The sequence below is a fragment of the Pedobacter rhizosphaerae genome, assembly GCF_900111155.1.
Taxonomy (GTDB): domain Bacteria; phylum Bacteroidota; class Bacteroidia; order Sphingobacteriales; family Sphingobacteriaceae; genus Pedobacter; species Pedobacter rhizosphaerae.
Window position 1 is genome coordinate 36,489 of record NZ_FOGG01000015.1, and the last position, 25,446, is coordinate 61,934.

General features: G+C 39.1%; 22 protein-coding genes and 1 pseudogene. 19 read left to right on the forward strand and 4 right to left on the reverse strand.

The window, feature by feature from the left end:
- The first annotated feature begins 210 nt into the window (after window positions 1-210).
- From BMX11_RS13245 to BMX11_RS13320, 15 genes and pseudogenes are all read left to right on the forward strand, one after another.
- Window positions 211-912, forward strand: a complete 702-nt coding sequence (locus BMX11_RS13245) for an N-acetyltransferase (RefSeq protein WP_090885055.1) — start codon at window positions 211-213, stop codon at window positions 910-912.
- A gap of 1 nt (window position 913) precedes the next feature.
- Window positions 914-2,104 carry an argininosuccinate synthase gene (gene argG / locus BMX11_RS13250; protein WP_090885057.1) on the forward strand — a complete coding sequence of 397 codons (1,191 nt, stop codon included), beginning with the start codon at window positions 914-916 and terminating at the stop codon, window positions 2,102-2,104.
- A gap of 73 nt (window positions 2,105-2,177) precedes the next feature.
- The gene (gene argC / locus BMX11_RS13255; RefSeq protein WP_090885059.1) at window positions 2,178-3,161 is read left to right on the forward strand and encodes an N-acetyl-gamma-glutamyl-phosphate reductase; all 984 of its coding nucleotides are present in this window, start codon (window positions 2,178-2,180) and stop codon (window positions 3,159-3,161) included.
- Window positions 3,162-3,199: 38 nt separating this feature from the next.
- Window positions 3,200-3,571 carry a four helix bundle protein gene (locus BMX11_RS13260; protein ID WP_090885067.1) on the forward strand — a complete coding sequence of 124 codons (372 nt, stop codon included), beginning with the start codon at window positions 3,200-3,202 and terminating at the stop codon, window positions 3,569-3,571.
- Window positions 3,572-3,602: 31 nt separating this feature from the next.
- Window positions 3,603-4,733 carry an aspartate aminotransferase family protein gene (locus tag BMX11_RS13265; protein ID WP_090885068.1) on the forward strand — a complete coding sequence of 377 codons (1,131 nt, stop codon included), beginning with the start codon at window positions 3,603-3,605 and terminating at the stop codon, window positions 4,731-4,733.
- Window positions 4,734-4,946: 213 nt separating this feature from the next.
- A pseudogene (locus BMX11_RS13270) lies at window positions 4,947-5,212 on the forward strand (four helix bundle protein).
- Window positions 5,213-5,342: 130 nt separating this feature from the next.
- A complete protein-coding gene (locus tag BMX11_RS13280) occupies window positions 5,343-6,314 on the forward strand; it encodes a Rossmann-fold NAD(P)-binding domain-containing protein (protein WP_090885074.1) in 972 nt (323 codons plus the stop codon).
- A 161-nt stretch (window positions 6,315-6,475) separates the two neighbouring features.
- Window positions 6,476-7,264, forward strand: coding sequence for an acetylglutamate kinase (gene argB / locus BMX11_RS13285; RefSeq protein ID WP_090885077.1), 789 nt, complete (start codon window positions 6,476-6,478; stop codon window positions 7,262-7,264).
- 227 nt (window positions 7,265-7,491) lie between these two features.
- Window positions 7,492-8,304, forward strand: a complete 813-nt coding sequence (gene proC, locus BMX11_RS13290) for a pyrroline-5-carboxylate reductase (protein ID WP_090885079.1) — start codon at window positions 7,492-7,494, stop codon at window positions 8,302-8,304.
- A 505-nt stretch (window positions 8,305-8,809) separates the two neighbouring features.
- Complete coding sequence (locus BMX11_RS13295) at window positions 8,810-9,877, forward strand: M20 family metallo-hydrolase (protein WP_090885081.1); 1,068 nt, start codon at window positions 8,810-8,812, stop codon at window positions 9,875-9,877.
- 25 nt (window positions 9,878-9,902) lie between these two features.
- A complete protein-coding gene (locus BMX11_RS13300) occupies window positions 9,903-10,271 on the forward strand; it encodes a four helix bundle protein (RefSeq protein ID WP_090885087.1) in 369 nt (122 codons plus the stop codon).
- Window positions 10,272-10,290: 19 nt separating this feature from the next.
- Window positions 10,291-11,622 (forward strand): argininosuccinate lyase, encoded by a 1,332-nt coding sequence (gene argH / locus BMX11_RS13305; protein ID WP_090885088.1) that lies wholly within the window; start codon window positions 10,291-10,293, stop codon window positions 11,620-11,622.
- Between the two features lie 21 nt (window positions 11,623-11,643).
- Entirely contained in the window at window positions 11,644-11,832 is a 189-nt protein-coding gene (locus BMX11_RS13310; protein ID WP_090885089.1) for a hypothetical protein, read from the forward strand.
- Window positions 11,832-12,107, forward strand: a complete 276-nt coding sequence (locus BMX11_RS13315) for a type II toxin-antitoxin system RelE/ParE family toxin (RefSeq protein WP_090885091.1) — start codon at window positions 11,832-11,834, stop codon at window positions 12,105-12,107. The genes BMX11_RS13310 and BMX11_RS13315 overlap by 1 nt, the downstream gene beginning before the upstream one ends.
- Before the next feature lie 88 nt (window positions 12,108-12,195).
- The gene (locus tag BMX11_RS13320) at window positions 12,196-13,449 is read left to right on the forward strand and encodes a pyridoxal phosphate-dependent aminotransferase (RefSeq protein ID WP_090885092.1); all 1,254 of its coding nucleotides are present in this window, start codon (window positions 12,196-12,198) and stop codon (window positions 13,447-13,449) included.
- Between the two features lie 192 nt (window positions 13,450-13,641).
- Here the strand turns inward: BMX11_RS13320 and BMX11_RS13325 are convergent, their stop codons facing one another.
- Both BMX11_RS13325 and BMX11_RS13330 read right to left on the reverse strand, forming a co-directional pair.
- Window positions 13,642-15,066: an RtcB family protein gene (locus tag BMX11_RS13325; protein ID WP_090885093.1), complete on the reverse strand. Its 1,425-nt coding sequence runs from the start codon at window positions 15,064-15,066 to the stop codon at window positions 13,642-13,644.
- 60 nt (window positions 15,067-15,126) lie between these two features.
- The gene (locus tag BMX11_RS13330) at window positions 15,127-16,224 is read right to left on the reverse strand and encodes a slipin family protein (protein ID WP_090885094.1); all 1,098 of its coding nucleotides are present in this window, start codon (window positions 16,222-16,224) and stop codon (window positions 15,127-15,129) included.
- Between the two features lie 861 nt (window positions 16,225-17,085).
- On the opposite strand from BMX11_RS13330, the gene BMX11_RS13335 reads away from it, so the two are divergent.
- Window positions 17,086-18,138, forward strand: a complete 1,053-nt coding sequence (locus tag BMX11_RS13335; RefSeq protein WP_090885095.1) for a helix-turn-helix transcriptional regulator — start codon at window positions 17,086-17,088, stop codon at window positions 18,136-18,138.
- 96 nt (window positions 18,139-18,234) lie between these two features.
- Here the strand turns inward: BMX11_RS13335 and BMX11_RS13340 are convergent, their stop codons facing one another.
- On the reverse strand, window positions 18,235-19,815 hold the full coding sequence (locus tag BMX11_RS13340; protein WP_090885096.1) for a peptide chain release factor 3: 1,581 nt from the start codon (window positions 19,813-19,815) through the stop codon (window positions 18,235-18,237).
- Window positions 19,816-20,234: 419 nt separating this feature from the next.
- On the opposite strand from BMX11_RS13340, the gene BMX11_RS24760 reads away from it, so the two are divergent.
- The 3 genes from BMX11_RS24760 to BMX11_RS13355 all read left to right on the forward strand — a co-directional run bounded on the left by BMX11_RS24760 (window position 20,235) and on the right by BMX11_RS13355 (window position 23,620).
- Window positions 20,235-22,505, forward strand: a complete 2,271-nt coding sequence (locus BMX11_RS24760; protein ID WP_090885097.1) for a helix-turn-helix domain-containing protein — start codon at window positions 20,235-20,237, stop codon at window positions 22,503-22,505.
- A 58-nt stretch (window positions 22,506-22,563) separates the two neighbouring features.
- Window positions 22,564-22,941 (forward strand): GxxExxY protein, encoded by a 378-nt coding sequence (locus BMX11_RS13350; RefSeq protein ID WP_090885103.1) that lies wholly within the window; start codon window positions 22,564-22,566, stop codon window positions 22,939-22,941.
- 64 nt (window positions 22,942-23,005) lie between these two features.
- On the forward strand, window positions 23,006-23,620 hold the full coding sequence (locus BMX11_RS13355; protein WP_090885104.1) for a SprT-like domain-containing protein: 615 nt from the start codon (window positions 23,006-23,008) through the stop codon (window positions 23,618-23,620).
- A 134-nt stretch (window positions 23,621-23,754) separates the two neighbouring features.
- Here the strand turns inward: BMX11_RS13355 and ade are convergent, their stop codons facing one another.
- Entirely contained in the window at window positions 23,755-25,392 is a 1,638-nt protein-coding gene (gene ade / locus BMX11_RS13360) for an adenine deaminase (protein WP_090885106.1), read from the reverse strand.
- Window positions 25,393-25,446: the final 54 nt, after the last annotated feature.

A 25,446-nucleotide genomic window follows, 5' to 3' on the forward strand; every position in this document is an offset into this window, starting at 1 on the left:
ATTTTTTACATAAACATTCTGCTTCTGCAACATCACTTGTTGTAGAAAAAAGTACGTTTATTAATCGTTACGAAGCTGTATTTCACTACCCCATGAACCGGCAAAATTTTACTCCACGCATTTAGTACCCTATACTAAGCGATACGAGGAATTGATCCTCTCTAAAAACCCAATTAACAAGAATACTTATATTTTTTCGTTAGAAATTTAATGGATATTAACGAATTTATTGTACAGGTTGCACTCCCTGAACATCGTGTATTTGCTGAACAGATCGTAACCGAGATGGCCGAATCTGCGAAAGCACGTGGCACTGGTATCGCTAAGCGTTCACCAGAATATGTTGCCAATAAAATGCAAGAAGGCAAAGCTGTAATTGCGTTCCACGTAGACGGTACCTGGGCAGGATTCTGCTATATCGAAACATGGAGCCATGGGCAATTTGTGGCCAATTCGGGACTCATCGTGTCTCCGGAATTCCGTAAGGCTGGTCTCGCTCATGCCATCAAAGAAAAGATTTTCGAGCTTTCGAGAGCATTATATCCTAAAGCCAAGATTTTTGGTTTAACAACAGGTTTGGCAGTAATGAAAATCAATTCTGATTTGGGCTATGAACCCGTAACTTATTCTGAATTGACTCAGGATGAAGAATTTTGGAAAGGTTGCCAAAGCTGTGTCAACTTCGAGATTTTAAAGATGAAGGAGCGCAAGAACTGCATGTGTACAGCCATGCTCTATGATCCGGCAACTCAAAAACATGAGGCTGCAAAGAGATTTGCTGAAGAACTGCAAAAGAAACCTAAATTATATGAGCGTTTTATGCGCATTAAGCAACGCTTGGTAGTAAAGCCCAAACCTAAATCGGGATTGAAGGCCATTTTATTTTTATTTACATTCTTATTTAATAAATAGCATGAAGAAAAAAGTTGTTTTAGCTTTTAGCGGAGGTTTAGATACCTCATTTTGTTGTATTTACTTGGCTCAGGATCGTGGTCTTGAGGTGCACTCAGTAATTGTGAATACTGGTGGCTTTTCTGATGAAGAATTACAGGAAATCGAGAAAAGAGCTTACGCTTTAGGTGTTGTGTCTCATGCTGTAGTAGATGAAACTGAAGATTACTACGAAGATTGTATCAAGTATTTGATTTTCGGCAATGTACTTAAAAATGCTACTTACCCACTTTCTGTAAGTGCTGAACGTGTTAGTCAGGCTACTGCTATTGCAAACTATGTAAAGAAAATTGGAGCTGATTACGTAGCACACGGCAGTACGGGTGCCGGTAATGACCAGGTACGTTTTGATATGATTTTTAATATCTTAATTCCGGAAGTTGAAATCATTACCCCAATCAGAGATCTGAAATTATCCCGCGAAGCGGAAATAGAATATTTAAAAGAGCACGGTGTTGAATATAGCGCAGAAAAAGCACAATATTCAATTAATAAGGGTTTATGGGGTACATCTGTAGGTGGAAAGGAAACTTTAACCTCTCATGATACCTTACCTGAATCTGCATGGCCAACTCAGGTTACTGAAACAGCTTCGCGTAAAATCGAATTAACTTTCGAAAAAGGAGAGTTAGTGGCAATTGATGGTGAAAAATTGGCACCAGTTAGAGCGATCCAAAAGCTACAGGCTATTGCTCAACCTTTCGGTATCGGTAGAGATATTCACGTTGGTGATACCATCATCGGTATTAAAGGTCGCGTAGGTTTTGAAGCTGCCGGACCAATCATCATTATTAAGGCACACCATACCTTAGAAAAACACACTTTAACGAAATGGCAGCTGAGCTGGAAAGAACAATTGTCTTCATTCTATGGCAACTGGTTGCATGAAGGCCAATTCCACGATCCGATTATGCGGAATATCGAGGCATTTTTAACCGATACGCAAAAAGTAGTAAGCGGTAAAGTGTTTATTGAATTGTTGCCATACCGATTCCACATTATTGGAATTGAATCTAACCACGATTTAATGAGCAATAAATTTGGTAGCTACGGTGAAATGAACAACGCCTGGTCTGGTGAAGACGTTAAAGGTTTCTCTAAAATCTTCGGTAACCAGGTAATGATTTGGCATAAAGTAAATAACGAGGCATAAGGTAAAAGGTGTAAGGTTTAAGGTCATTGCGCCTAGCCTTACACCTTACACCCTAAACCCTAAACCTTAAGTAATGAATAAAATAAAAGCAGGAATAATAGGTGGCGCAGGATATACAGGAGGCGAAATGTTACGCATTTTGGTTAACCACCCAAATGTTGAAATCGCTTTCGTAAACAGTACCAGCAATGCCGGAAACTTAATTTCTGATGTGCATACAGATTTAATCGGCGATACCGATTTAAGATTTGTTAACGACATTCCACAAGATATTGATGTATTGTTTTTGTGTGTTGGACACGGAGATGCCAGGAAATTTCTGACCGCAAATCCAATTAATGATAACATCAAAATCATCGATCTATCTCAAGATTTCAGGTTAAACCGTAATTCGTCAATCGATGATCGTCAATTCGTTTACGGGCTTCCTGAATTAAACAGAGATAACATAAAATCAGCTAAAAATATTGCTAATCCAGGTTGTTTCGCAACTTGTGTTCAATTGGGATTATTGCCATTGGCAGCAAAAGGGCTGATAAACAATGAGGTGCATATCAATGCAACTACAGGTTCAACTGGTGCTGGGCAAAGTTTATCTGCTACTTCGCACTTTAGCTGGAGAAACAATAACCTTTCGGTATATAAAGCTTTTGAACACCAGCACTTAAATGAAATTGGCGAGAGTTTAGTGCAGTTACAACCCGAATTATCTGCTCCACTAAGCTTTATTCCTCAACGTGGAGCCTTTACCAGAGGTATTTTGGCCGCAATGTATCTGGAGTCTGATTTAAGCCTGGAAGAAGCACAAGAGATTTACGAGCAATATTACAGCGCTCACCCTTTTACCCACGTAAGCCGGAAAAACATCGATTTAAAACAGGTTGTAAATACCAATAAGGCCCTAATCCACCTCGAGAAACACGGCGATAAGTTGTTTGTCATCAGTATTATCGATAACCTTTTAAAAGGCGCCAGCGGACAAGCGGTTCAAAATATGAACCTGATGTTTGGCCTTGATGAAACAGCGGGATTGAGGTTGAAGGCTGCGAACTTTTAAATTGGTTAAAGGTATAAGGTTTAAGGCGTAAGGAGCATATGAGAGATTATAAAAAGCTTGACGTTTGGAAAAAATCGCATGAACTAAATATGTTCATTAAGAAAGTGATTGCAGTACAATTTCCAAAAGAAGAAAGATTCGAGTTAACCTCCCAGCTTACGCGAGCCTCCTTGTCGATTCCTTTAAATATAGTAGAAGGTTGTGGGCGATTTACAGATAAAGATTTCGCTCATTTTTTAGATACTGCATTAGGTTCCACCAATGAAATTGATTATTGTTGTTTATGTGCATTAGAATTGCAATACATAAATGAAGATGATTATTTGAAGGTTAACCATTCAATTAACGAAGTTAGAGCAATGCTAATTTCATTTTTAAAATTTTTGAGAAGTGGAGGGGTTAAACCTTAAACCCTCCACCTCAAACCTCACACCTCAGATTATGAATTTATTCGACGTTTACCCTCTTAACGATATAGAAATAACAAAAGCATCTGGCAGTAATGTTTGGGATGCTAACGAACAGAAATATTTGGATTTATACGGTGGTCATGCTGTAATTTCCATTGGTCACACCCACCCGCATTATGTAAAGCGACTAACCGAGCAGTTAAGTAAAGTTGGTTTTTACTCCAATTCGGTAAAAATTCCTTTGCAGGTTCAGCTTGCTGAAAAACTAGGAGAAGTTTCTGGTAAAAAGGATTATCAATTGTTTCTTTGCAATTCTGGCGCAGAAGCGAATGAAAATGCTTTGAAACTGGCTTCTTTTTACAACGGAAGAAAGAAAGTGGTGGCATTTACAGGTGCTTTCCACGGGCGTACTTCTTTAGCTGTTGCAGTGACCGATAATCCTAAAATTGTAGCGCCGGTTAACCAAACGGAAAATGTGATCTTCTTACCACATAATAACGAGGTGGCTTTAGAAGAAACATTTAAAGCGCAAGGGAATGAAATCGCTGCGGTTATTATTGAAGGCATTCAAGGGGTGGGCGGAATTAAAGAGGCTTCAAAAAGTTTCTTGCAAAAGATCCGTTCGCTTTGCGATGAATACAATGCGGTTTATATTGCCGATAGTGTTCAATGTGGCTATGGCCGTACAGGCTTGTTTTACTCTCATGATTATGCAGGGGTTGAAGCTGATGTATATACCATGGCAAAAGGAATGGGCAATGGATTTCCGGTAGCAGGCATTTCAATTGCACCTAAATTTAAGGCTTGGCATGGCGAGCTGGGGACTACTTTTGGTGGTAACCATTTGGCTTGTGCTGCTGCTTTGGCGGTATTAGAAATCATGGATCAGGATAACCTGATGAAAAATGCCGAAGAAGTTGGAAACTACCTGATTGCAGAATTAAAGAAATTTAAGCAGGTTATAGAAGTTCGTGGCCGTGGATTAATGATAGGAATCGAACTGCCGGCAGAACTGGCTCATGTTAAAAAGGAGCTATTGTTTACACACCATATTTTTACGGGCGAAGCTAAACCCAATGTAATCCGTTTGTTGCCTGCATTGAATTTAACGAAGGCACATGCTGATGAATTTTTGGAAGCGTTTGGGAAATTAATTAATTAAGATTCCAAAGCTTAAAGCACAAAGACTAAGCGAAGGTGGTGTCGAAAAAATAGTGCTTAAAGTAAATTATAATTAGCTAAAATGATGAATAAGAACTAATTTAGAAGTATCCCTATTTTCAATGGAAAGATTTCTGTCTTTCTGCTTTACTATTTAAGCTAAATGAAAATGAGAGATTATCAAAAATTAGAAGTATGGAAGAAGGCACATGAAATGGTGCTGTTTATATATTCGGATATACTTCCAATGTTCCCTTCGTCAGAGAAATACGATTTGTATAGCCATGTTAAAAGGGCCGTGTACCCGGTGCCATTAAATATTGTAAAAGGTGCGGGAAGAAGGACTGAATTAGATTTTCCCGTTTTCTGGGCATGGCATCAGGCTCTTGTTATGAAGCTGAATACGCTTGCTTACTAGCAAAAGATTTAAGATACTTAGATGAAGAGAAGTATCTTGAAATAAATAATAAAACAAATTAAGTTAAGGCAATGCTAATAGGCTTGCTTAAACGTTTACGACGATAATTAGATTAGTGTTTGGGCTAGCAATTTGCTTGCGAATTTTGCAAAAAGCTTTCAGCCTTAAGCCTTAATCTTTAAGCTTAAAAAGATGAAACTTTTCACTTCCGTACACGATGTACCAAGCATCAAACAATTTGTAACAGATGCCTTAGCACTGAAGGCAAATCCGTATGCACACCAGGATCTAGGGAAAAATAAAACCCTTGGATTGGTATTTATGAACCCCAGTTTGCGTACTCGTTTAAGCACACAGAAAGCAGCTTTAAACTTAGGGATGAATGTGATGGTGATGAATCTGGATAAAGAAGGCTGGGCACTGGAAACACAAGATGGTGTAGTAATGAATGGCACTACCGTAGAGCATATCCGTGAGGCTGCGGCCGTTATGGGGCAATATTGCGATATTTTGGGTTTACGTTCATTCCCGAAATTAAACAACCGTGAAGAGGATTACAGTGAAGATTTCTTCAACAAGTTTGTGAAATATTGCGCGGTTCCGGTAGTGAGTTTGGAAAGTGCAACCCGTCACCCCTTGCAAAGTTTTGCAGATATTATTACCATTCACGAAACCTGGACCAAGAAACCTGATGGTGCAAAGCCTAAAGTAGTTTTGGCCTGGGCTCCGCATGTTAAGGCATTACCACAAGCCGTTCCGAACTCTTTTGCAGAGTGGATGTGCAAAGCACAAGCTGAGGGAATGGTAGATTTTACCATTGCACAACCTGAAGGTTATGAATTGGCAGACGAATTTACTCCTGGAGCAAACATTCAATATAATTTGGAAGAAGCTTTAGCTGGTGCTGATTATGTTTATGTTAAAAACTGGAGTAGTTATAAAGAGTATGGTAAAGTTTTAACCTATCCTGATGGATGGATGATGAACAACGAAAAGCTTAAATTTACCAATGATGCCAAAGTGATGCACTGCCTACCTGTTCGTCGCGATTTAGAACTTTCTTCTGAAATTTTAGATGGACCCAATTCATTAGTCATTCATGAAGCTGGAAATCGCTTATGGGCTGCACAGGCAGTGATTAAAGCGATGCTGGAAGAACTTTAAATTGTTACCCGTTTTGGGTTGCATGTTATGGGGCAGGGCACCCAAACACGTAACCCATAATTTGTAGCTTAGCGGTTTAACTTTTTATAACTCAAATACGTCTCGTGTAATGGTTAAGGCATTAGACCTTTAACGTACAACACGCAACTCATAACTCAATCATGGAAAAACTTACCATAATAAAAATAGGCGGTAACGTAATCGATAATTCAGAGAATCTTCACCGGTTTTTAGAAGATTTTACTGCGCTACCAGGAAATAAAATCCTGGTTCACGGAGGAGGGAAAATTGCAACCGAATTGAGCGAGTCTTTAGGAATTGAAGCCAAAATGGTAGATGGCCGACGGATTACCGATATCGAAACCTTAAGAATCGTAACCATGGTTTATGCCGGGCTCATCAATAAAAATATGGTTGCCCAACTGCAAGCCAAGGGCAGCAATGCTATCGGCTTAAGTGGTGCAGATGGTAATGTAATTAAGGCTACCAAAAGAACCGGAACAGCAATAGATTACGGTTTTGTAGGTGATTTAAATGAAGCATCTGTATCCATAACAACATTAGGTGCATTACTTAAAGCGGGTTTAGTACCCGTTTTATGCGCCATTACACATGATGGTGATTCGCAACTGCTTAATACCAATGCTGATACTATTGCTTCTTCGGTTGCAGTAGCCATGTCAAGCTTATACGATACCCAATTGGTATATTGCTTTGAGAAAAAGGGTGTTTTAAGAGATATAAATAATGAAGATTCTGTTGTGCGAGAAATCAAAGCTGATGAATTTGAAGGATTGAAGGCAGATGGAACGGTAGCAGGGGGAATGATCCCGAAATTGCACAATGCTTTTGAAGCTATAAAAAAAGGTGTTGCTGCTGTTTACATTGGCAAGGCCGATGAATTAAATGAGCTTTCAACGGGTAATTTTGGCACTAAGATGCTCAAATAGGTTTTGGACGTAAGGTTTTAGGGCGGAGATGAATGGGTACTGCCTGTGCTCCATAAACCTGATAGCAGTGGAAAGCTTTTATTTGCCAGGGCAGCGCAAGGGGAAATAAAACTTGTAGTGGATAGCAGGACTACAGGAACCTAATAGTACAGCCATTGCTTTTCATATGTTGATAAAACAGATTGAAATTTTAGCAATTAACAAAGTAGTATAACCAAATTATAATCATGACAAAAAAAATAGCCATCATAGGAAGTGGGAACATAGGCTTGTCTTTAGCAAAAGGATTAGTTAAAGCTGATTTCGCTCAGGCAGGAGATATTACCCTTACCCGGAGAAATATTGATCATTTACAATCATTTGCAGCTGCTGGTTTTAAGGTGAGTAACCAAAATAAACAAGCTGTTATTGATGCAGAAGTGGTTATTCTTGCCGTTTTACCGCAACAGTTAAACACTGTATTAGATGAAATTAAACCTGTAATTGATCCGGCTAAACATTTGGTAATTTCTGTGATTTCTGGTGTAAGCTGTGCAGCTGTTCGTGAAAAATTAGGTGATACTGTGGAAGTTATCCGCGTAATGCCAAATACCGCCATTGCCATTGGCCAATCCATGACTTGCATGGCAAGCGATAATGCATCAGCTCAAAACATTGCAGATGTAACAAGGATGTTTGAAACCGTAGGATCGGTGGTTAAGATTAATGAAGATTTAATGACCTCGGCAACAGCCTTATGTGCCTGCGGTATCGCTTTCTTTTTAAGGGCAATCAGAGCGGCTTCTCAGGGTGGTGTTGAAATTGGTTTTCATGCAGATGAGGCGTTAAAAATGGCTGTTCAAACGGCAAAAGGGGCGGCAGACTTACTTTTATTACACGGAACACACCCAGAATCAGAAATAGATAAGGTAACTTCGCCGAAAGGTTGTACCATTGCCGGGTTAAACGAAATGGAACATAACGGTTTCAGTTCTTCTCTAATCAAAGGAATTAAACTCTCGGCCTTAAAAGCAGGGAATTTGTATACTAAGGAAGGTTGATGAGTCTTGAGTCTTGAGTCTTGAGTCTTGGGAGGTGAATTTGGATGAGGTTAAGGATGTAGGGTTTAAGGCGAGGATGGAGCGGGAACTTAACTTCTTAATGTTAGGAAAAAGTCTGGAGTCTTGAGTCGGAAGTCTTGAGTCTTGGGAGGTGAATTTGGATGAGGTTAAAGGTGTAGGGTTTGAAGTTAGGATAGAGATGAAACTTGCCTTAACTTCTTAATGTTAGGAAAAAGTCGGAAGTCTTGAGTCGGAAGTCTTGAGTCTTGGTAGGAGAATTTGAATGAGGTTAAAGATGTAGGGTTTAAGGCGAGGATGGAACGTGGAACTTAACTTGCCTTAACTTCTTAATGTTAGGAAAAAGTCTGGAGTCCTGGAAGGTGAATGAGATGGGTATTAACATCAAACTAAACATCCTCGGACAATGAATACAAACGGTAGAAAGTTGAAGATGGATTTGCTTTATGCAACCAGTCTTGATACTCGATACTAACTACTTGATACTATGTTACTACAAAATATACAAAAGGAAAGTCTGGATTTATTGAGACAACTCATCAGAATTCAATCTTTCAGTAAGGAAGAAGATAGAACGGCTAATTTAATAGCACAGTTTCTGGAAGAAAGGGGAGTAAAAACACATCGGAAGATGAACAATGTTTGGGCTTATAATAAGCACTTCGATGCAAATAAACCTACACTGCTGTTAAATTCACATCATGACACGGTAAAACCAAACTCTGGCTATACCCGCGATCCTTATGATGCTGCCATTGAAGGTGATAAATTATTCGGATTGGGCAGTAATGATGCCGGTGGTTGTTTGGTGTCTTTAATTGGAACCTTCCTTTATTTTTATGAGGCAGATAATTTAAAATATAATATCTGTTTAGCCGCAACGGCGGAAGAGGAAATATCTGGAAATAATGGTTTAGAATTAGTACTCCCTGATCTGGGAGACTTAGAATTCGGGATTGTAGGCGAGCCAACCGAAATGAATCTAGCTATCGCAGAACGCGGTTTATTGGTGTTGGATTGTGTATCTCATGGCAAGGCAGGACATGCAGCGAGAGAAGAGGGCGAAAATGCGATTTATAAGGCTTTAAAGGATATTGAATGGTTCAGAAACTATCAGTTTCCAAAGGTATCGGAGGTTTTTGGCCCCTTAAAAATGACCGTTACCATTATCAATGCAGGTTCTCAGCACAATGTTGTTCCGGCTAACTGTACCTTCACTGTAGATGTTAGGGTAACGGATGCCTATACCAACGAAGAAGTTTTGGAAATTATCCGCGCGAATGTAGATTGTGATGTTACGCCGCGATCAATCCGGTTGAAGCCTTCATCAATAGATAAAGATCATCCGGTGGTATTGGCTGGTGTAGCTTTGGGTAGAACTACTTATGGTTCACCAACCACTTCAGATCAAGCGCTATTAAATATCCCATCGGTTAAGGTAGGGCCCGGTTTTTCGGGTCGCTCGCATATGGCCGACGAGTTTTTATACGTTAGAGAAGTTGCAGAAGGTGTTGAGGGGTATGTAAATATGTTAAAGCCGGTGATAGAATTTTAGATTTTAGATTGACGAAGTACGATTTATGAATAGCGATATTTTAAAGCAAAGAACTAAAGCCTATTCAGTTTCGATTGGTCAATTAATAATCGCGCTCCCCTTTAATGTGATTAACAAGAATTATTCAAATCAGTTGGTGAGATGTTCTAGTTCTGTTGGAGCAAATTATAGGGCAGCTTGTCGAGCAAAATCCACTGCTGATTTTATCAATAAATTGAAAATTGTTGAGGAAGAATTGGATGAGAGCATGTTCTTTCTTGAGCTGCTGGAAGAATTTAATCCTGACAAAAAAGATGTTATACAACAAAATTGGAAAGAGGCAAATGAATTACTTTCCATTATTGTAGCATCAATTATAACTTTGCGACGTAACGAACAGAATCGTAAATCGTAACTCTAAAATCGTAATTCAAATGAAAATTTGGCAAAAAAATATCGACGTAAATCAGTTTGTAGAGAACTTTACAGTAGGTAAAGATCGTGAACTGGACTTACAGATGGCAAAATTTGATGTATTGGGCTCTCTGGCGCATACACAAATGCTGGAAACCATTAACCTGCTTACTGCCGAGGAGTTGAAAGTAGTTCAGCAGGAGCTTAAAAATATTTATGCAGAGATAGAAGCAGGTAACTTTACCATTGAAAAAAGTGTTGAAGATGTTCACTCTCAAGTAGAGTGGCTTTTAACACAGCGTATTGGCGAAGCAGGAAAGAAAATCCACAGTGGCCGTTCCCGTAATGATCAGGTTTTGGTGGATTTAAAGCTATTCTTCAGGTCTTGTATTGAAGATATGGTGATGCAAACCACAACTTTGTTTAACCAGCTTATCGAGCTCAGCAATACCCATAAGGATAAGTTAATGCCTGGTTATACACATTTACAAATCGCCATGCCATCTTCATTCGGACTTTGGTTCGGCGCTTATGCAGAAAGCCTTGCAGACGATATGGAACTGATGCTGGCCGCATGGAAAATAACCAATAAAAATCCATTAGGATCGGCAGCAGGTTATGGCTCATCTTTCCCTTTAAACAGAACGTTAACCACCCAATTACTCGGTTTTGAAAGTCTCAATTACAATGTGGTTTATGCACAAATGGGTAGGGGTAAAACCGAACGGATTTTAGCCCAGGCGATGTCGGCTGTTGCTGCAACGCTGGCCAAAATGGCCATGGATGTATGCTTATTCATTAACCAAAACTTTGGTTTTATCAGTTTTCCTCCTGAGTTAACCACAGGATCGAGCATTATGCCGCACAAAAAAAATCCTGATGTTTTTGAGCTAATTCGTTCACGTTGCAATAAAATACAGGCGCTGCCCAACGAAATTGCCATGATGATTACCAATTTACCTTCAGGATATCACCGTGATTTGCAGTTGCTAAAGGAAAACCTTTTCCCAGCTATCACCTCTTTAAATGAGTGTTTGGAAATTGCTACTTTCATGTTCCAGAATATCACCATTAAAGACGATATTTTAAAAGATAAGAAGTACGACTATCTTTTCAGTGTGGAAGTGGTAAACGATTTAGCTTTGCAAGGAGTGCCTTTTAGAGAGGCCTACAAAATTGTTGGTGAACAAATCGAGAATGGTACTTTTGCACCATCAAGTGAAATACACCATACCCATGAAGGAAGTATCGGCAACCTTTGCAATGAGGAGATTCAGGCTGGAATGCAACAGGTATTACACCAGTTTGGATTTGAAAAAGTGAATAAGGCGATAGAAGATTTAGTTAAGTAAAATTTTATTAATTTTGTAGTTATGACAACTTTAACTATAGAAATAGAAGATAAGGATGCTGGATTCGTAAAAGAATTGCTAAGCAAGATTGGGGCTAAAGTTAAAGCTGATCCAACAAATCAGATTACTTCAGAAATTGCGCAAGCCTTAAAAGAGATTAAAGAAATGCAGCAGGGTAAGCGCAAGCCTTTAAGTCTAAAGGACATTTAATGCACAATAGCATTATTTATTCTGCTGTTTTTATTAGAAAAGCTAAAATCTATAAAAAGAAACACTTTTCTTTAGTCGAAGACCTTTATGAACTGGAGCAAAATCTTTTAGAAAATCCCATGCAGGGAAATGATTTAGGAGCTGGGCTTTATAAAGTCAGACTTGCAGTGAAGAGTAGAGGAAAAGGTAAAAGCGGTGGTTTCAGGATAGTAACTTACTTAGTTTCAAACTATCCTGATGGAACAGTTATTAATATGCTGACCATGTATGACTAGTCTGAAGAAAGTAATATTAATATTAAGGAACTTCAAAAAATAATTAAAGCATTATAAAATTGCTGAATTCAGCATTCAAAATACATATATGAAAGTTTCAGTACTAGCCAACTCATTAATTGGCTCAGAAATTATAAAAATCGGTAACGAGGTAAATGAGATGAAACGCAAGGGGGCAACCATTGCGAATTTAACCATTGGCGATTTTGATTCCAATATTTATCCAATCCCGACGGCTTTAAAAGCAGGTATTGTAGAGGCATATAACCAAAATCAAACCAATTATCCACCTGCAGATGGTATTTTGCCTTTGCGTGATACGGTAGTTCAGGTATTAAAGGAACGTTATAACCTGGAATATAAAAACAATGAGATTTTAGTTGCCGGAGGTTCGCGTCCATTAATTTATGCTACTTATTTAGCATTGATTGATGCGGGAGATACTGTTGTGTTTCCTGCTCCATCATGGAATAACAATCACTACAGTCATTTAACATCGGCTAATGTGATAGCGGTAGATACCGATGCTGAGCATAATTTCATGCCTACAGCGGCACAGTTGAAACCACATTTAAAAGGGGCAACCTTATTGGCTTTATGCTCTCCGTTAAACCCTACGGGTACGATGTTTACAGCCGAATCATTAGCAGAGATTTGTGATGCAGTTTTAGAAGAGAATAAATCTCGTGGAGCAGATGAAAAACCGTTGTACATGATGTACGATCAGATTTATTCGTTGCTTACTTTTGGAGTGGAGCATGTAAATCCGGTAAGCTTACGTCCGGAAATGCGCGATTACACCGTATTTGTGGATGGAAGTTCGAAATGTTTAGCCGCAACAGGAGTGAGGGTAGGCTGGGGCTTTGGTCCGGCAGCCATAATCGATAAAATGAAAGCGCTTGTTGGGCACATGGGGGCCTGGTCGCCAAAAGCTGAACAAGTAGCCATGTCTAAATACTTTGCCGATAATGCAGAATTGGATAGTTTCTTAACGAGCTTCAAAGCAAAAATACAAGACAGCTTATCAGCACTTTATGAAGGCTTTCAGTCGCTTAAATCTGCAGGTTTCGCTGTAGATGCAGTTGAACCTATGGGCGCAATCTATTTAACGATTAAAATCGATTACATTGGTAAAACCACTCCTGAAGGACAAACTTTAAAGGATAGTGCAGATGTGAACTTCTACCTGATTAAAGAAGCTGGAGTGGCATTAGTACCTTTATCTGCTTTTGGGAATGAAGACAGCATGCCTTGGTTCAGGGCTTCAGTAGGTGCCTGTACGCTACAAGATATCAAAGATATGATGCCGAGAATTAAAGTAGCACTAGAGAAATTGAAATAGCATTAAAAGAGAGGCTGTATCATAAAATCGATTGTCATCCTTGAGCTTGCCGAAGGGCCCCCATTAAGCGTTAGGGAGTTTCGACAAGCTCAACTTGACAGATCTGATTCGAACTGCATTTATTATACAGCCTCTTTTTCCGTGTTCACAATCAGACTCCAGACTCAAGACTGAAGACTAAGGACTAAGAAACTAATCCTCCCGGCTTCCATCATCCGCCATTCTGACCATTTTCGGCTCAAATTTGGCAACAACGTCTACCAGATCAGTTTGCGCAGCCATCACCTTATGGATGTCTTTATAAGCCATGGGTGCTTCATCTAAGCCCGCACCGATTAAGGTTACACCATGATCTTTTAAAATTGCTTTCATTTCTGATCGGGTAATGTTTTGAATGGCTTTTGTTCTGCTCATTTGCCTACCCGCACCATGCGAGGCCGAATGAATAGCCCTTGCCTCACCTTTGCCTCTTACCAAAAATCCAGGGGCAGTCATGCTTCCAGGGATAATTCCCATTACCCCTTTAGCCGCAGGCGTGGCACCTTTTCGGTGAACGATTACTTCTTCACCGTTTAATACTTCTTTCCAGGCAAAGTTATGGTGATTTTCAACTTTAGCCAGCACCCTTGCACCAATGGCCTGGGTTAACCTGTTGTGAATTACCTCGTGGCAGGCAGAAGCATAGTCGCCAGCTAAATTCATGGCTATCCAGTACTCCTGGCCTTCAGCAGTATTTAAATCCAAATACGCCAGGTTTATGGCCTCTTTAGGAAGCTTACAGATCTCTTTGGCTACTTTGGTGTAATGACCGGCAATTGTTGCGCCAAGGCCTCGAGAACCCGAATGTGTAAGTAGTGCTAAATATCTGCCTTTTTCAACATTCAATACTTCATCCCTCACTGCGAATTCTATGATTCCCCATTCAACAAAGTGATTTCCACCACCAGAGGTACCCAACTGTGCCCAGGCTTTTTCATGAAGGTTTTTCAAAAATGGCGTAGCTTTAAAAGCTTCATTTTCTAAAACTGCATGATCTGCCCGTTCCTTACCTTTAAAATTTTGTCCTGCACCGAATTTGGTAAAGGCAATCAGCTCTCGCTTATACATGGCTTCCTTTGCCAAATAATGTTCCTCTGGAATATCAAAAATACTCAGGGCCATACGGCAGCCGATGTCTACGCCTACTCCATATGGGATGATCGCATTCCTGGTGGCTAGCACCCCACCAATAGGTAGGCCATAACCTTGATGTGCGTCGGGCATTAGTGCCCCGGCAGCAGTTACAGGTAATTTCATGGCAATATCCATCTGATTTCGGGCTCCCTCTTCAATATAATTTTCCCCAAAAATGGTATAGGCCGTCACACCTTCTTTCAGCTTCATGGTATCATCTGATTTTAAATTAGCCTCTTCAATCATGGCTTTTGCCAATTTATCTAAAACTGGATCGTACAAAAAGCTTTCCGGATAATCTTTCACTTTTTTAAACAAGGCCAACAGCTCTTTTTCTTCAATTTCTGAGAAATTTTCGTTTAAGATTTCTAAAGCTAAGCCTAGTATTTTTCCTTCGGAATAACCTATTTCAATAAGGTGTTTTCCTGATATGTTATTTTTCATTTTTTCTCAGTTAATCCCCGGCAGGCAACATTCACCTAACCGGGGGCATCTAAATTTAATTTATTTGACGAAGATTTGTTTCAATTGATCTACGATTTGTCCGCTTCCAGACAAGCTGATGTTATTGATTTTCTCTGCAATTTTTTCAACGTATTCCATCTCTTTTAACTTGAATAGCATAGCGTTGTCTTCCATTAATTTCGCAGTGTTTAACAAGCTTCTGGTAGAAGCCGTTTCCTCTCTTCGGGTAATGATGTTGGCTTGTGCTCTCTTTTCGGCAACCAGAACTTGATTCATGATTTCCTTCACATCGCCTGGCAACACAATATCCTTAACGCCACAACCAGCCAATTTTACCCCTAAGGCTGCCGTTTTATTGATGGTGATATCCATTACCCGATCAGCAATTTTTTCTTTGCTCTCCATCAACTCATCGAAGGTCATCAGTCCTACCGACTCTCTTAAAGCCAATTGCATGATGATGTACAGTTGTTTGTCGAACTCTTTGTTTTCCAACAACGTCTTAACAATGTCTTCTACCTTGTATTGGATACTAAAATTGATTCGCAATTGTGCTTTATCCTTAGTTAAAATCTCTTGTCCAACAATCTCCATATTCAATTGTCTCATATCGGTTTTTGCGATTTGAATGCTGGTACTGTTTTTCCAGAAGCTATAATTGCCAGCCTCCATAGTTTTTTCAAACTTGCCATCAATAAATAGCAAGGCTTTTTCTGAAGGCTCTACTTTAAAAGTTCTTACAAAATTGGATAAAGGTGCTTTTTCCAAAAGATTTTTATCCAGGTTGTTGGCAATCTCGATATTAGAAATATCAACTTTAACAAAATTATATGTAGATAAACCTTTCCAAATGGCATGTCTTCCGGCAGATAGAACGGTTTTAAAATTTTGGTTTTGATAAACCAAAGCCAATTCATTATCGGCAACGTTCACTAAGTGAATTAAATTCACAAAATCTGCATTTTCTAATAAGATATCCAACTCGGCAGCAGTGTAAGTATGCTCTTTACCCATATCATACATGTACAGGTTTTCACCGAATCCTAACCAGTGGCTACCAGCTGTTAGTACGGTTTTTAATTTTCCTTTTTTGAACACCAATCCAACATAATTGGTGTTAATTGTTACTCTTTTCATGTTTTCTGATGTTTTATTTGTTTATAATTATTTTTGTTCATAAAGCGCTGCGGAAGAACATTTATTTGTTTTCTGCGGAAGTAAAAGTTCTTCACAATGTTTTTAAAAATGATTCAGTCTTTCTTATGAGTATTGGGCTACTTGGAGCTGAATACTTTTTTCGATTGAATGATTGATTTTTAAAATCTGTCATGCTTCGCTGATACTTACTGAGCTGAAGGCAAATTTGCTTTCAGGATTTCGTGTAAAGCCTGTAGCCAAATGCGGTTGCGCAGCGCTGATTCTGGTGGGCCATTTGAAGTTGCCCTTCTTTAGATGGATTAAGATTCCATTGCACTACCCTTATGCGATTCCAAGTGATGGTTGGAAGCAGGATTCGAACCTGCACTTTGTTGTCACTCTACCCCTGAGTTATTCTGGTAATCCAGAAGTGGGATTCGAACCCACCCACACAACGTGTTTAACAGCCTATCTAATTTCTATCAGTATGTTCAAGGCAATTTACCCGAACACTTTGGGGCTATTCAGAAACCCACAACTTTGGATAGATTATTATTTTGTACTGCTATCCCTTTCGGGATTTCTTTATATCATGATTTATATTTGCTCAAAGAACTTTTATCGACTGGCGACATTACAAAGATGCCACCACCAATGCGCGGCCGATTTGCGTAGTTTAAATTTGTTCTGCACTTCTGTTGTAAGTGGTTGTTAATTAGTGTGATAATTTTTATTTTTCAACTGGTTTAGTGCTTTTTGTCTTCAATTGCGCAATTCTATTGCGTAGATGAGAGAGACTTTCTTTATATTTAAATCAGGCATGAGGAATAGATTGTGCCGATAAACTTAAAACCGCTCGCAATGGCCGTAAATAAACTAGCCCTTATCCGATACAAAACAATAGATGATTGTTTGAGAAATCGATTCAGGAAATGGACGCTGGATGATATTATCGAAAAGGTTGCCGACACTTTGTACCAGCTTGAAGGGATTACTTCTGGTGTAAGTAAGCGGACTATCCAGGCGGATATTCAATTGATGCGAAGTGATAAGCTCGGATACAATGCACCTATTGTGGTTAAGGATAAACGTTTCTATGCTTATGAAGATCCAAGCTTTAGCATCACAAATGCGCCGATCAATAATGCAGATGTAGATAAAATGAAAGAAATTGTTGGGGTATTAAAACAGTTTAATGCCTTCAATTACTTCGATGAGATGAGCGATATGATTGCCCGTTTAGAAAACAATCTTTACAAATCGACCAAGCAAAGTGGTAATAACATTCAGTTAGAGAGCAATAAGCTGGTTAAAGGTTTGGAATGTATTCCGTCTTTGTATCAGGCTGTTTTGAATAAAAGATCCCTGCTCATCGAATATAAATCGTTCAAAGCACATCAGGCACAACAGGGGATTTACTACCCTTATTTACTAAAGGAATATCGCAACAGGTGGTTTTTGATTTGTAAGGCGAAGAAAAGACCTGGTATTTTAAACCTGGCACTAGATAGAATTGTTGAATTTCAGGAATTGCCCAACGAGGATTTTTTCCCATATCGGGGAGTAGATTTCGATCGATATTACGATGACTTAATTGGTGTAACCAAAAGCGAAAGAGACCGGGCACAGAAGGTGATTTTGGAGTTTACGAACGATCACGCGCCCTATGTGATTACAAAACCGCTGCATCATTCTCAGGTTATTTTAACCCAAAATGAAAAAACAACAACTTTCAGGATAGATGTGGTATTAAACTTCGAATTGGAAAGAGAGATATTGGGCTTTGGGGAATGTGTTAAAGTATTGGCTCCGAGGTTATTGATTTCTAAAATAAAAGCAAGGCTAGCCAGAACTTTCAGTCAATACAAGATAACAGACGAAGAACCTGAACGCAAAACAGAAATACAAATATGAGTTACCAATGATTGAGTTTTGAATTCAACGTTCAAAACTCAATCATCCTATATTCAATCATTCAATCAATCACTGATTCAATCCTTCAAATATCCACTACTTAAACTCACTGGTTTTGAAGAACTCAATATCAGGATAATCCTGTTTGGTTAGATTGATCATGTAATCATTGTCAGCCAGATAAACCGGGTTTCCTTCTTTATCTGTCCCGATATGGGCTTGCTTACGTTTTACAAACTCATCCAGTTTTTTTCTATCGGTAGAATTTACCCAGCTAGAGCGGCTGTAGCTCAATGTACGGAAACGACATTTGGCACCATACTCATGCTCTAAACGGAAATTGATTACCTCGAACTGCAGTTCTCCAACCGCACCAATCACTTTTCTGTTTCCTGGTTGCATTACAAAAAGCTGCGCAACCCCTTCATCAGTTAACTGCTCTATACCTTTTTCCAATTGCTTGGTACGCATCGGATCCATATTTTCTACTTCCTTGAAGATAGAAGGAGAGAAGCTTGGGATACCTTTAAACTGCAGTTTTTCACCTTCAGTTAAAGTATCGCCAATTTTAAAGTTTCCACTATCATATAAGCCCACAACATCACCTGGCCATGCCTCTTCTACAATGCTTTTCTCGTTGGCCATAAAATCCATCGGGTTGCTAAATTTTAGCTTTTTATCCTGACGGGTATGGTAATAAAATTTATTACGCTCAAATTTTCCTGAGCAAATCCTTAAGAAAGCAATTCTATCCCGGTGTTTAGGATCAAGGTTGGCGTGGATTTTAAATACAAATCCAGTGAAGTTTTTCTCTTCCACCAATACGTCGCGTTCTTCTGCCTCACGATGTTTCGGACTTGGTGCTATATCAATAAAAGTATCCAGTAATTCTTTGATACCGAAGTTGTTAATGGCACTTCCGAAAAATACCGGAGCAACTAATCCTTCTTTATACAAACTTAAGTCAAGATCTCCGTAAACACCATTTACCAGTTCAGCATCGTCCTTTAACGTTTGAACCTCAGTATCTTTTAGGTAATCGAGTAAAGCGCTATCGTCTAAGTCGTTTACCGCAACAACCGATTCTGTAACCTTACTCTTGTCAGAATTGAATAAATTTAAATGCTTGTTGTATATGCTATATACCCCTTTAAAAGTGTGTCCCTGACCAATTGGCCAAGATAGTGGACAAAGGCTAATGGATAGTTTTTCTTCTATTTCATCTAAAAGATCGAAAGCATCTTTACCCTCACGGTCCATCTTATTAACGAAAATAATCACCGGAGTATTCCGCATACGGCAAACAGACATTAGTTTTTCCGTTTGTTCCTCAACCCCCTTTACGCAATCTACTACCAAAACAACACTATCCACTGCAGATAAAGTTCGGTAAGTATCTTCAGCAAAATCCTTGTGACCAGGGGTATCCAAAATGTTAATACGCTTACCGCTGTATTCAAATCCCATTACAGAAGTGGCCACAGAGATTCCCCTTTGACGTTCAATCTCCATAAAATCTGAAGTATTACTTTGGTTGGCTTTATTTCTTTTTACCGCACCAGCAGTATTAATCGCACCACCAAAAAGCAGAAATTTTTCTGTTAAAGTAGTTTTTCCCGCATCGGGGTGACTAATAATGGCAAAGGTTTTACGTTTTTCTATTTCAGGGTTAAGCATAATAAAATTAGGATATAAAGAATGATGAAACCTGGTTAAAGGAATTTAACAGCGATAAGATATTGATATTGTTGTTTCATCTAGCCGCAAAGATAAGAAAAAGCTTGGTAATTGAGTATCAAGTGTTAAGAATCGAGTATCAAGAACCAAGTATTGAGAATCAAGACATAGTGTTGTAAATAGAGCCCTTTCATCATAGGTGGTTTGTTTGCCGTACTTTTTTGTTCTTTTCTGACTATAACCCGAATTAACCGATGACTAATGAGCTAATGAACCAGTGACTAATGAACCAATGCACCAGTTCCCCAATAGCCATTGAATTAAATTTCAGTATTCTCTTAAATCATGCCTATTTTTGTGCTAAAATGTTTAGCTTTAACTATCCCTTCAGAATAAAGCAAACCAAAATTTTATTGTAGATGCCAATTTTAGAAGAAAGTTCTATGCCCGCAGAAATCGCGGCAAAATTTGTGAATTATACCTCCAAACACGTTTTTTTAACCGGGAAAGCTGGTACAGGTAAAACTACTTTTTTACGTAAGCTGATTAAGCTCACGCATAAGAAGACCCTGATTTGTGCACCTACGGGCATTGCGGCCATTAATGCTTCGGGTACCACCATACACTCACTTTTTCAGCTGCCCTTTGGGGCTTTTTTTCCAGACGCGGCGGCATCTTTGATTAACGAAAATATCACTTTCAACTTTAATACGCCTAAAACTTTGGTGAAGCATTTAAATATGCAGGGAAATAAACGGCGAATGCTGCAAGAGCTGGAGTTGCTGGTTATTGATGAGGTAAGTATGCTTCGGGCAGATATGCTGGATGCTATTGATTTTGCTTTGAGGTATGTTAGGAGGAATAGAAATATACCTTTTGGAGGGGTTCAGTTATTGTTTATAGGCGATTTACACCAGCTCCCACCCGTAGTTAAGAATGATGAATGGCGAATTATGGCCAGATTTTATAAAAGTATCTTCTTTTTCGATGCATTGGCACTCCAAAACAATCCGCCGGTCTATATCGAACTGGATAAGATATATCGTCAGGATGATGCTGTTTTCATTAATCTATTAAATAACCTTCGGAATAATAAAATCACACCTGAAGATACAGCCTTGCTGCAGCAACATTTTAAACGTGATTTTAAACCGGCTGCCGATGAAAATTATATTACCCTAACTACGCACAACAATAAGGCCGATGGAATTAATCGCGAACGGTTAACACAGCTACAAACGAAATCGTACTTTTTTGAAGCCAAGGTTCAGGGCGAGTTTAACGAGTATGCCTATCCCAATGATAAAAGTCTGGAACTGAAAGTTGGTGCCCAGGTAATGTTTATCAAGAATGACATGACTGCCGAAAAGCGTTACTACAATGGTAAAATTGGGATTGTACATTACATTGAAAAAGATTTAATAGAAATTGAATTACCTGAAGACAAAGTGGTGATTCAGATTTCTCCCTATACCTGGGAAAATGTAAAGTATAAACTGGATGAAGCCACTAACGAGATCAAAGAGAATGTTGCCGGCTCCTTCACACAATATCCAATAAAACTGGCCTGGGCCATTACCGTGCATAAAAGCCAGGGTTTAACCTTCGATAAAGCTATAATTGATGTGGGTGATGCTTTTGCTGCAGGTCAGGCTTATGTAGCTTTGTCGAGGTTGCGCTCACTGAAGGGTTTGGTTTTAACCTCTCAACTGCGTGATAGTGGCTTACAGCAAGATCAGAATGTGCATTATTTTTCGCAAACCAAACAACCCTCGGATGTTTTAACGGCACAGATCAGTACGGAGAGTATAGAATTTATCAAAGCATATTTAATTTCCGCTTTTGATTTGAATGTTGTGCGGTACTATTTGAAAGAGCATTCGCAAACTTTTGATAAAAGTGAAGGGAAATCAGCCAAGCAACGCCATGATGAATGGACGATGAATCTGTATGTAGATTTTCAAAAAATTACGGCAACGGCCGATACTTTTATCAATCAGCTTAAAAATCTTTTCGCTCAACAACATGACCATGCTTTAGGTAATGTGCTCATTAGGGTAGAGGCTGCATTGAAATATTTTAATCCACTCATTAAAGAACTATCCGACCGCTTTCTGGAACAAATTGAAGCCATAAAGGAGGAGAAGCAAATCAAAACCTATCTTACAGAATTGCTTGAGTTAGAAATTCTGGTTTACGAGCAATTAAAGAAAATTCATAAAGGAAAGGCATTGCTTCAGGCATTGATAGAAGGAAAGGAATTTAATAAAGCCGATACTGATGCTCTATTAAATGAGGCTGAACGCACTCAACAGCTTCAAAAGGCAATTCAGTTGAAAGGAACTACTTTAAAGGTCAAATCACCAATGGAGAAAAAGAAAAAGGAACCTAAAGTAGACACCAAATTTGTAAGTTTTGACCTGTATAACCAGGGGAAAGACCCATCGGAGATTGCGAAGGAGCGGGGCTTATCTGTGGGTACAATTGAAACACATTTAGCTTACTATGTCTCTACCCAGCAGCTGGATGTAGCTAAGCTGGTTAAACCCAACAAAATCAAAAACATCAGCGACGCTATAGAAAGCCAGAAAACCAAATCCATGGCCACTATTAGAGAGTTTTTAGGAAAGGATTATTCATTCGGGGAGATTAAGTTGGTACTGGCATCGATGTTTCCAAGTGAAGAGTAAGTTAAACCGCAAAGTGCTCAAAGATGAAACGCAAAGAACGCTAAGTTAACCGCCAGCCATGGATGAAAATGAACTCTCAAGAATTGTAATCGGACTAGCAATCAAAGTACATGATGCGCTTGGGCCTGGATTATTGGAAAGTGCCTATCAGGAATGTTTATTGTATAAAATTAGGAAATCAGGTCTGTTTGCCGAAAAAGAAAAGAAAATGCCACTCGTATTCGAAGACATAAAGCTCGATTGTGGGTATAGAATCGATATTCTGGTTGAACATAAACTTGTTCTTGAACTGAAGTGTGTTGATGCGCTAAATGATATTCATTTAGCGCAAACACTCACTTATATGAAATTGGGAAATTATAGATTAGGGCTGTTAATAAATTTCAATGTATTGCTTTTAAAGGACGGTTTGAAGAGAATAGCCAATGGTATGTAAAATATGATTAACCAAACCTTTTTCTTCCTGTCTTTGCGAAAAACTTTGCGAACTTTGCGGTTAAATGGAAAAGGTTAAAGTTTTAGCGCAATACATGCCTGCCGAGGCGGCGCCGCTAATTGCTAAGTGGATAGATTACTTTCAGTGTGAATTTAAGATTTCTAAAACCCGTTCAACTAAGCTCGGTGATTATCGCCATCCTTATGGAGGGAAAGGTCATAGAATCTCTGTCAACTTTAACTTAAATCATTACGCTTTTTTAGTGACCACCGTTCACGAGTTTGCGCACCTGATTACCTGGAACGATTTCAAAAATAAGGTTAAGCCACACGGTGCAGAGTGGAAAAAGAATTTCCAGCGGATGATGGTCCCATTTTTCGATTTGAACATCTTTCCTCATGATATCCACAAAGCGATTGACAATTACATGTCTAACCCAGCCGCTTCAAGTTGTTCGGATCTGCATTTATCACGCGCTTTAAAAAAATACGATACCGACAAAGCCGATACCCTGCACCTGGAGCAATTGCCCATACACACAACTTTTAAAATTAAAGATGGGCGACGATTTACAAAAGGAGAGCGGATTAGAAAACGCTACCGCTGTGTGTGTTTAGATGATAAGCGGATTTATTTGTTTAATCCTTTGGCGGAGGTTTATTTAGTATCAAGTACTTAGTATAAAGTATTTAGTATAAAGTATTTAGTATCAAGTATCAAGTATCAAGTATCAAGACGGGGCGTATAAAAAATGCCACTGCTAATGCTCTTTTGTTTACTTAGGCTTCAACCTTCAGCACTGCACCTCAAGCCTTAAATCAGCCTAAACTCATCTCCATCAAACAAGCCTTTGTCGCTTAACTTCAAATGTGGGATAACGAGTAAAGCCATAAAAGAAAGTGTCATGAAGGGAGCTACTAAGGTAGAACCTAGTTCCTTTGCAAAATTATCAATAGAAGTATAACGCTCGGCTATTTCGTAACCATTCTGAGTACTCATTAAGCCTGCAACCGGAAGGGGTAAAACTTCTTCTTTGCCGTTTCCTAAGGCCACAACACCACCGGTTTCTTTAATTACGAGATTAACTGCCTCGCAAATACTTTCATCATTTACACCAACAGCAATGATATTATGGCTATCGTGGGCAACACTAGAAGCAATAGCCCCTTTTTTTAAGCCGAAATTTTTTACAAAGGAAACGGCCACCGGCGCATCAAGGTAGCGGTTAACCACTACTATCTTTAAAATATCCCGTTCTACATCGCTTACTGCATTGCCGGTTATAACTTTTGGAAGAAATGAAAGCTTTTTAGTGATAAGTTGTCCCTCTAACGCCTCAATAAGCGGTATTTCTTGTTGGTCAGAATAAAGATAAGCGAAATCAGTTTCTTTTTTTAAACTGCATTTGAAGTGATTTACAGATTCCTCGGCTTCAATGTGTGTAATCCAATCGCCAACCATTCTGCCATTCTGTGCCACTAAAACCCCATCTATATAGGTCTGTTTAACTTTAAAGTCCTTTAAATCTTCGATAATGATAAAGTCGGCATAATCGTCAATGCCCAGCTGGCCCACATCCAACTTATAATGATGAACTGGATTGATGCAGGCTGCCCTAAGTACATGGAAAATGTCGATTCCTTTGGCAACTGCTCTTGCGCAAAGGGCATTGATGTGATTTTCCACTAAACTGTCCGGATGCTTATCGTCACTGCAAAACATAATCATTTTTGGCCAATCGTTTAACAGATCAATCAAAGCATCGAAATTTTTTGCTGCACTACCTTCGCGAATGAGAATTTTCATCCCTCTCTGGAGTTTGTCAAGAGCTTCCTCGGCGGTAAAACATTCATGGTCAGTAGAAATACCTGCATGGATATATTGTTGAAGCGCATCGCCACGCAGACCTGGTGCATGTCCGTCAACCGGTTTACCCAATCGATGTGCAGTTGAAATCTTTTTCAGTACCTCATCATCTTTATAAATCACCCCGGGGAAATTCATCATCTCACTCAGATATTTTATTTCCGGACGCTTCAAAAGACTTTCTACATCATCGTGATTAAGTTCAGCACCTGCGGTTTCAAATACAGTAGCCGGAACGCAACTGGGAGCGCCAAAATTAAACTTAAAGGGAACCGTTTTACCGTTTTCTATCATGAATTCTACTCCCTCAATTCCGCAAACATTGGCAATTTCGTGTGGATCGCTGATGGTGGATACCGTTCCATGAACCACTGCCAGCCTTGCAAATTCACTCGGAATTAACATGCTGCTTTCGATATGCACATGACTATCGATAAACCCGGGAAGAATAAAATGGGTATTTTCTTTTGCTTCTGAATGCCTGTGGATTGATTTGATTTTCCCATTGTCAACCTCAATCTCTCCGAAGAAAATATTGCGTTTTAAGATATCGACTATATTGCCTTCGACTTTAAATGTGTTCATCAGATTTTTTTTAATTTATCCGTCACCCTGAATTTATTTCAGGGTCTTTTATAG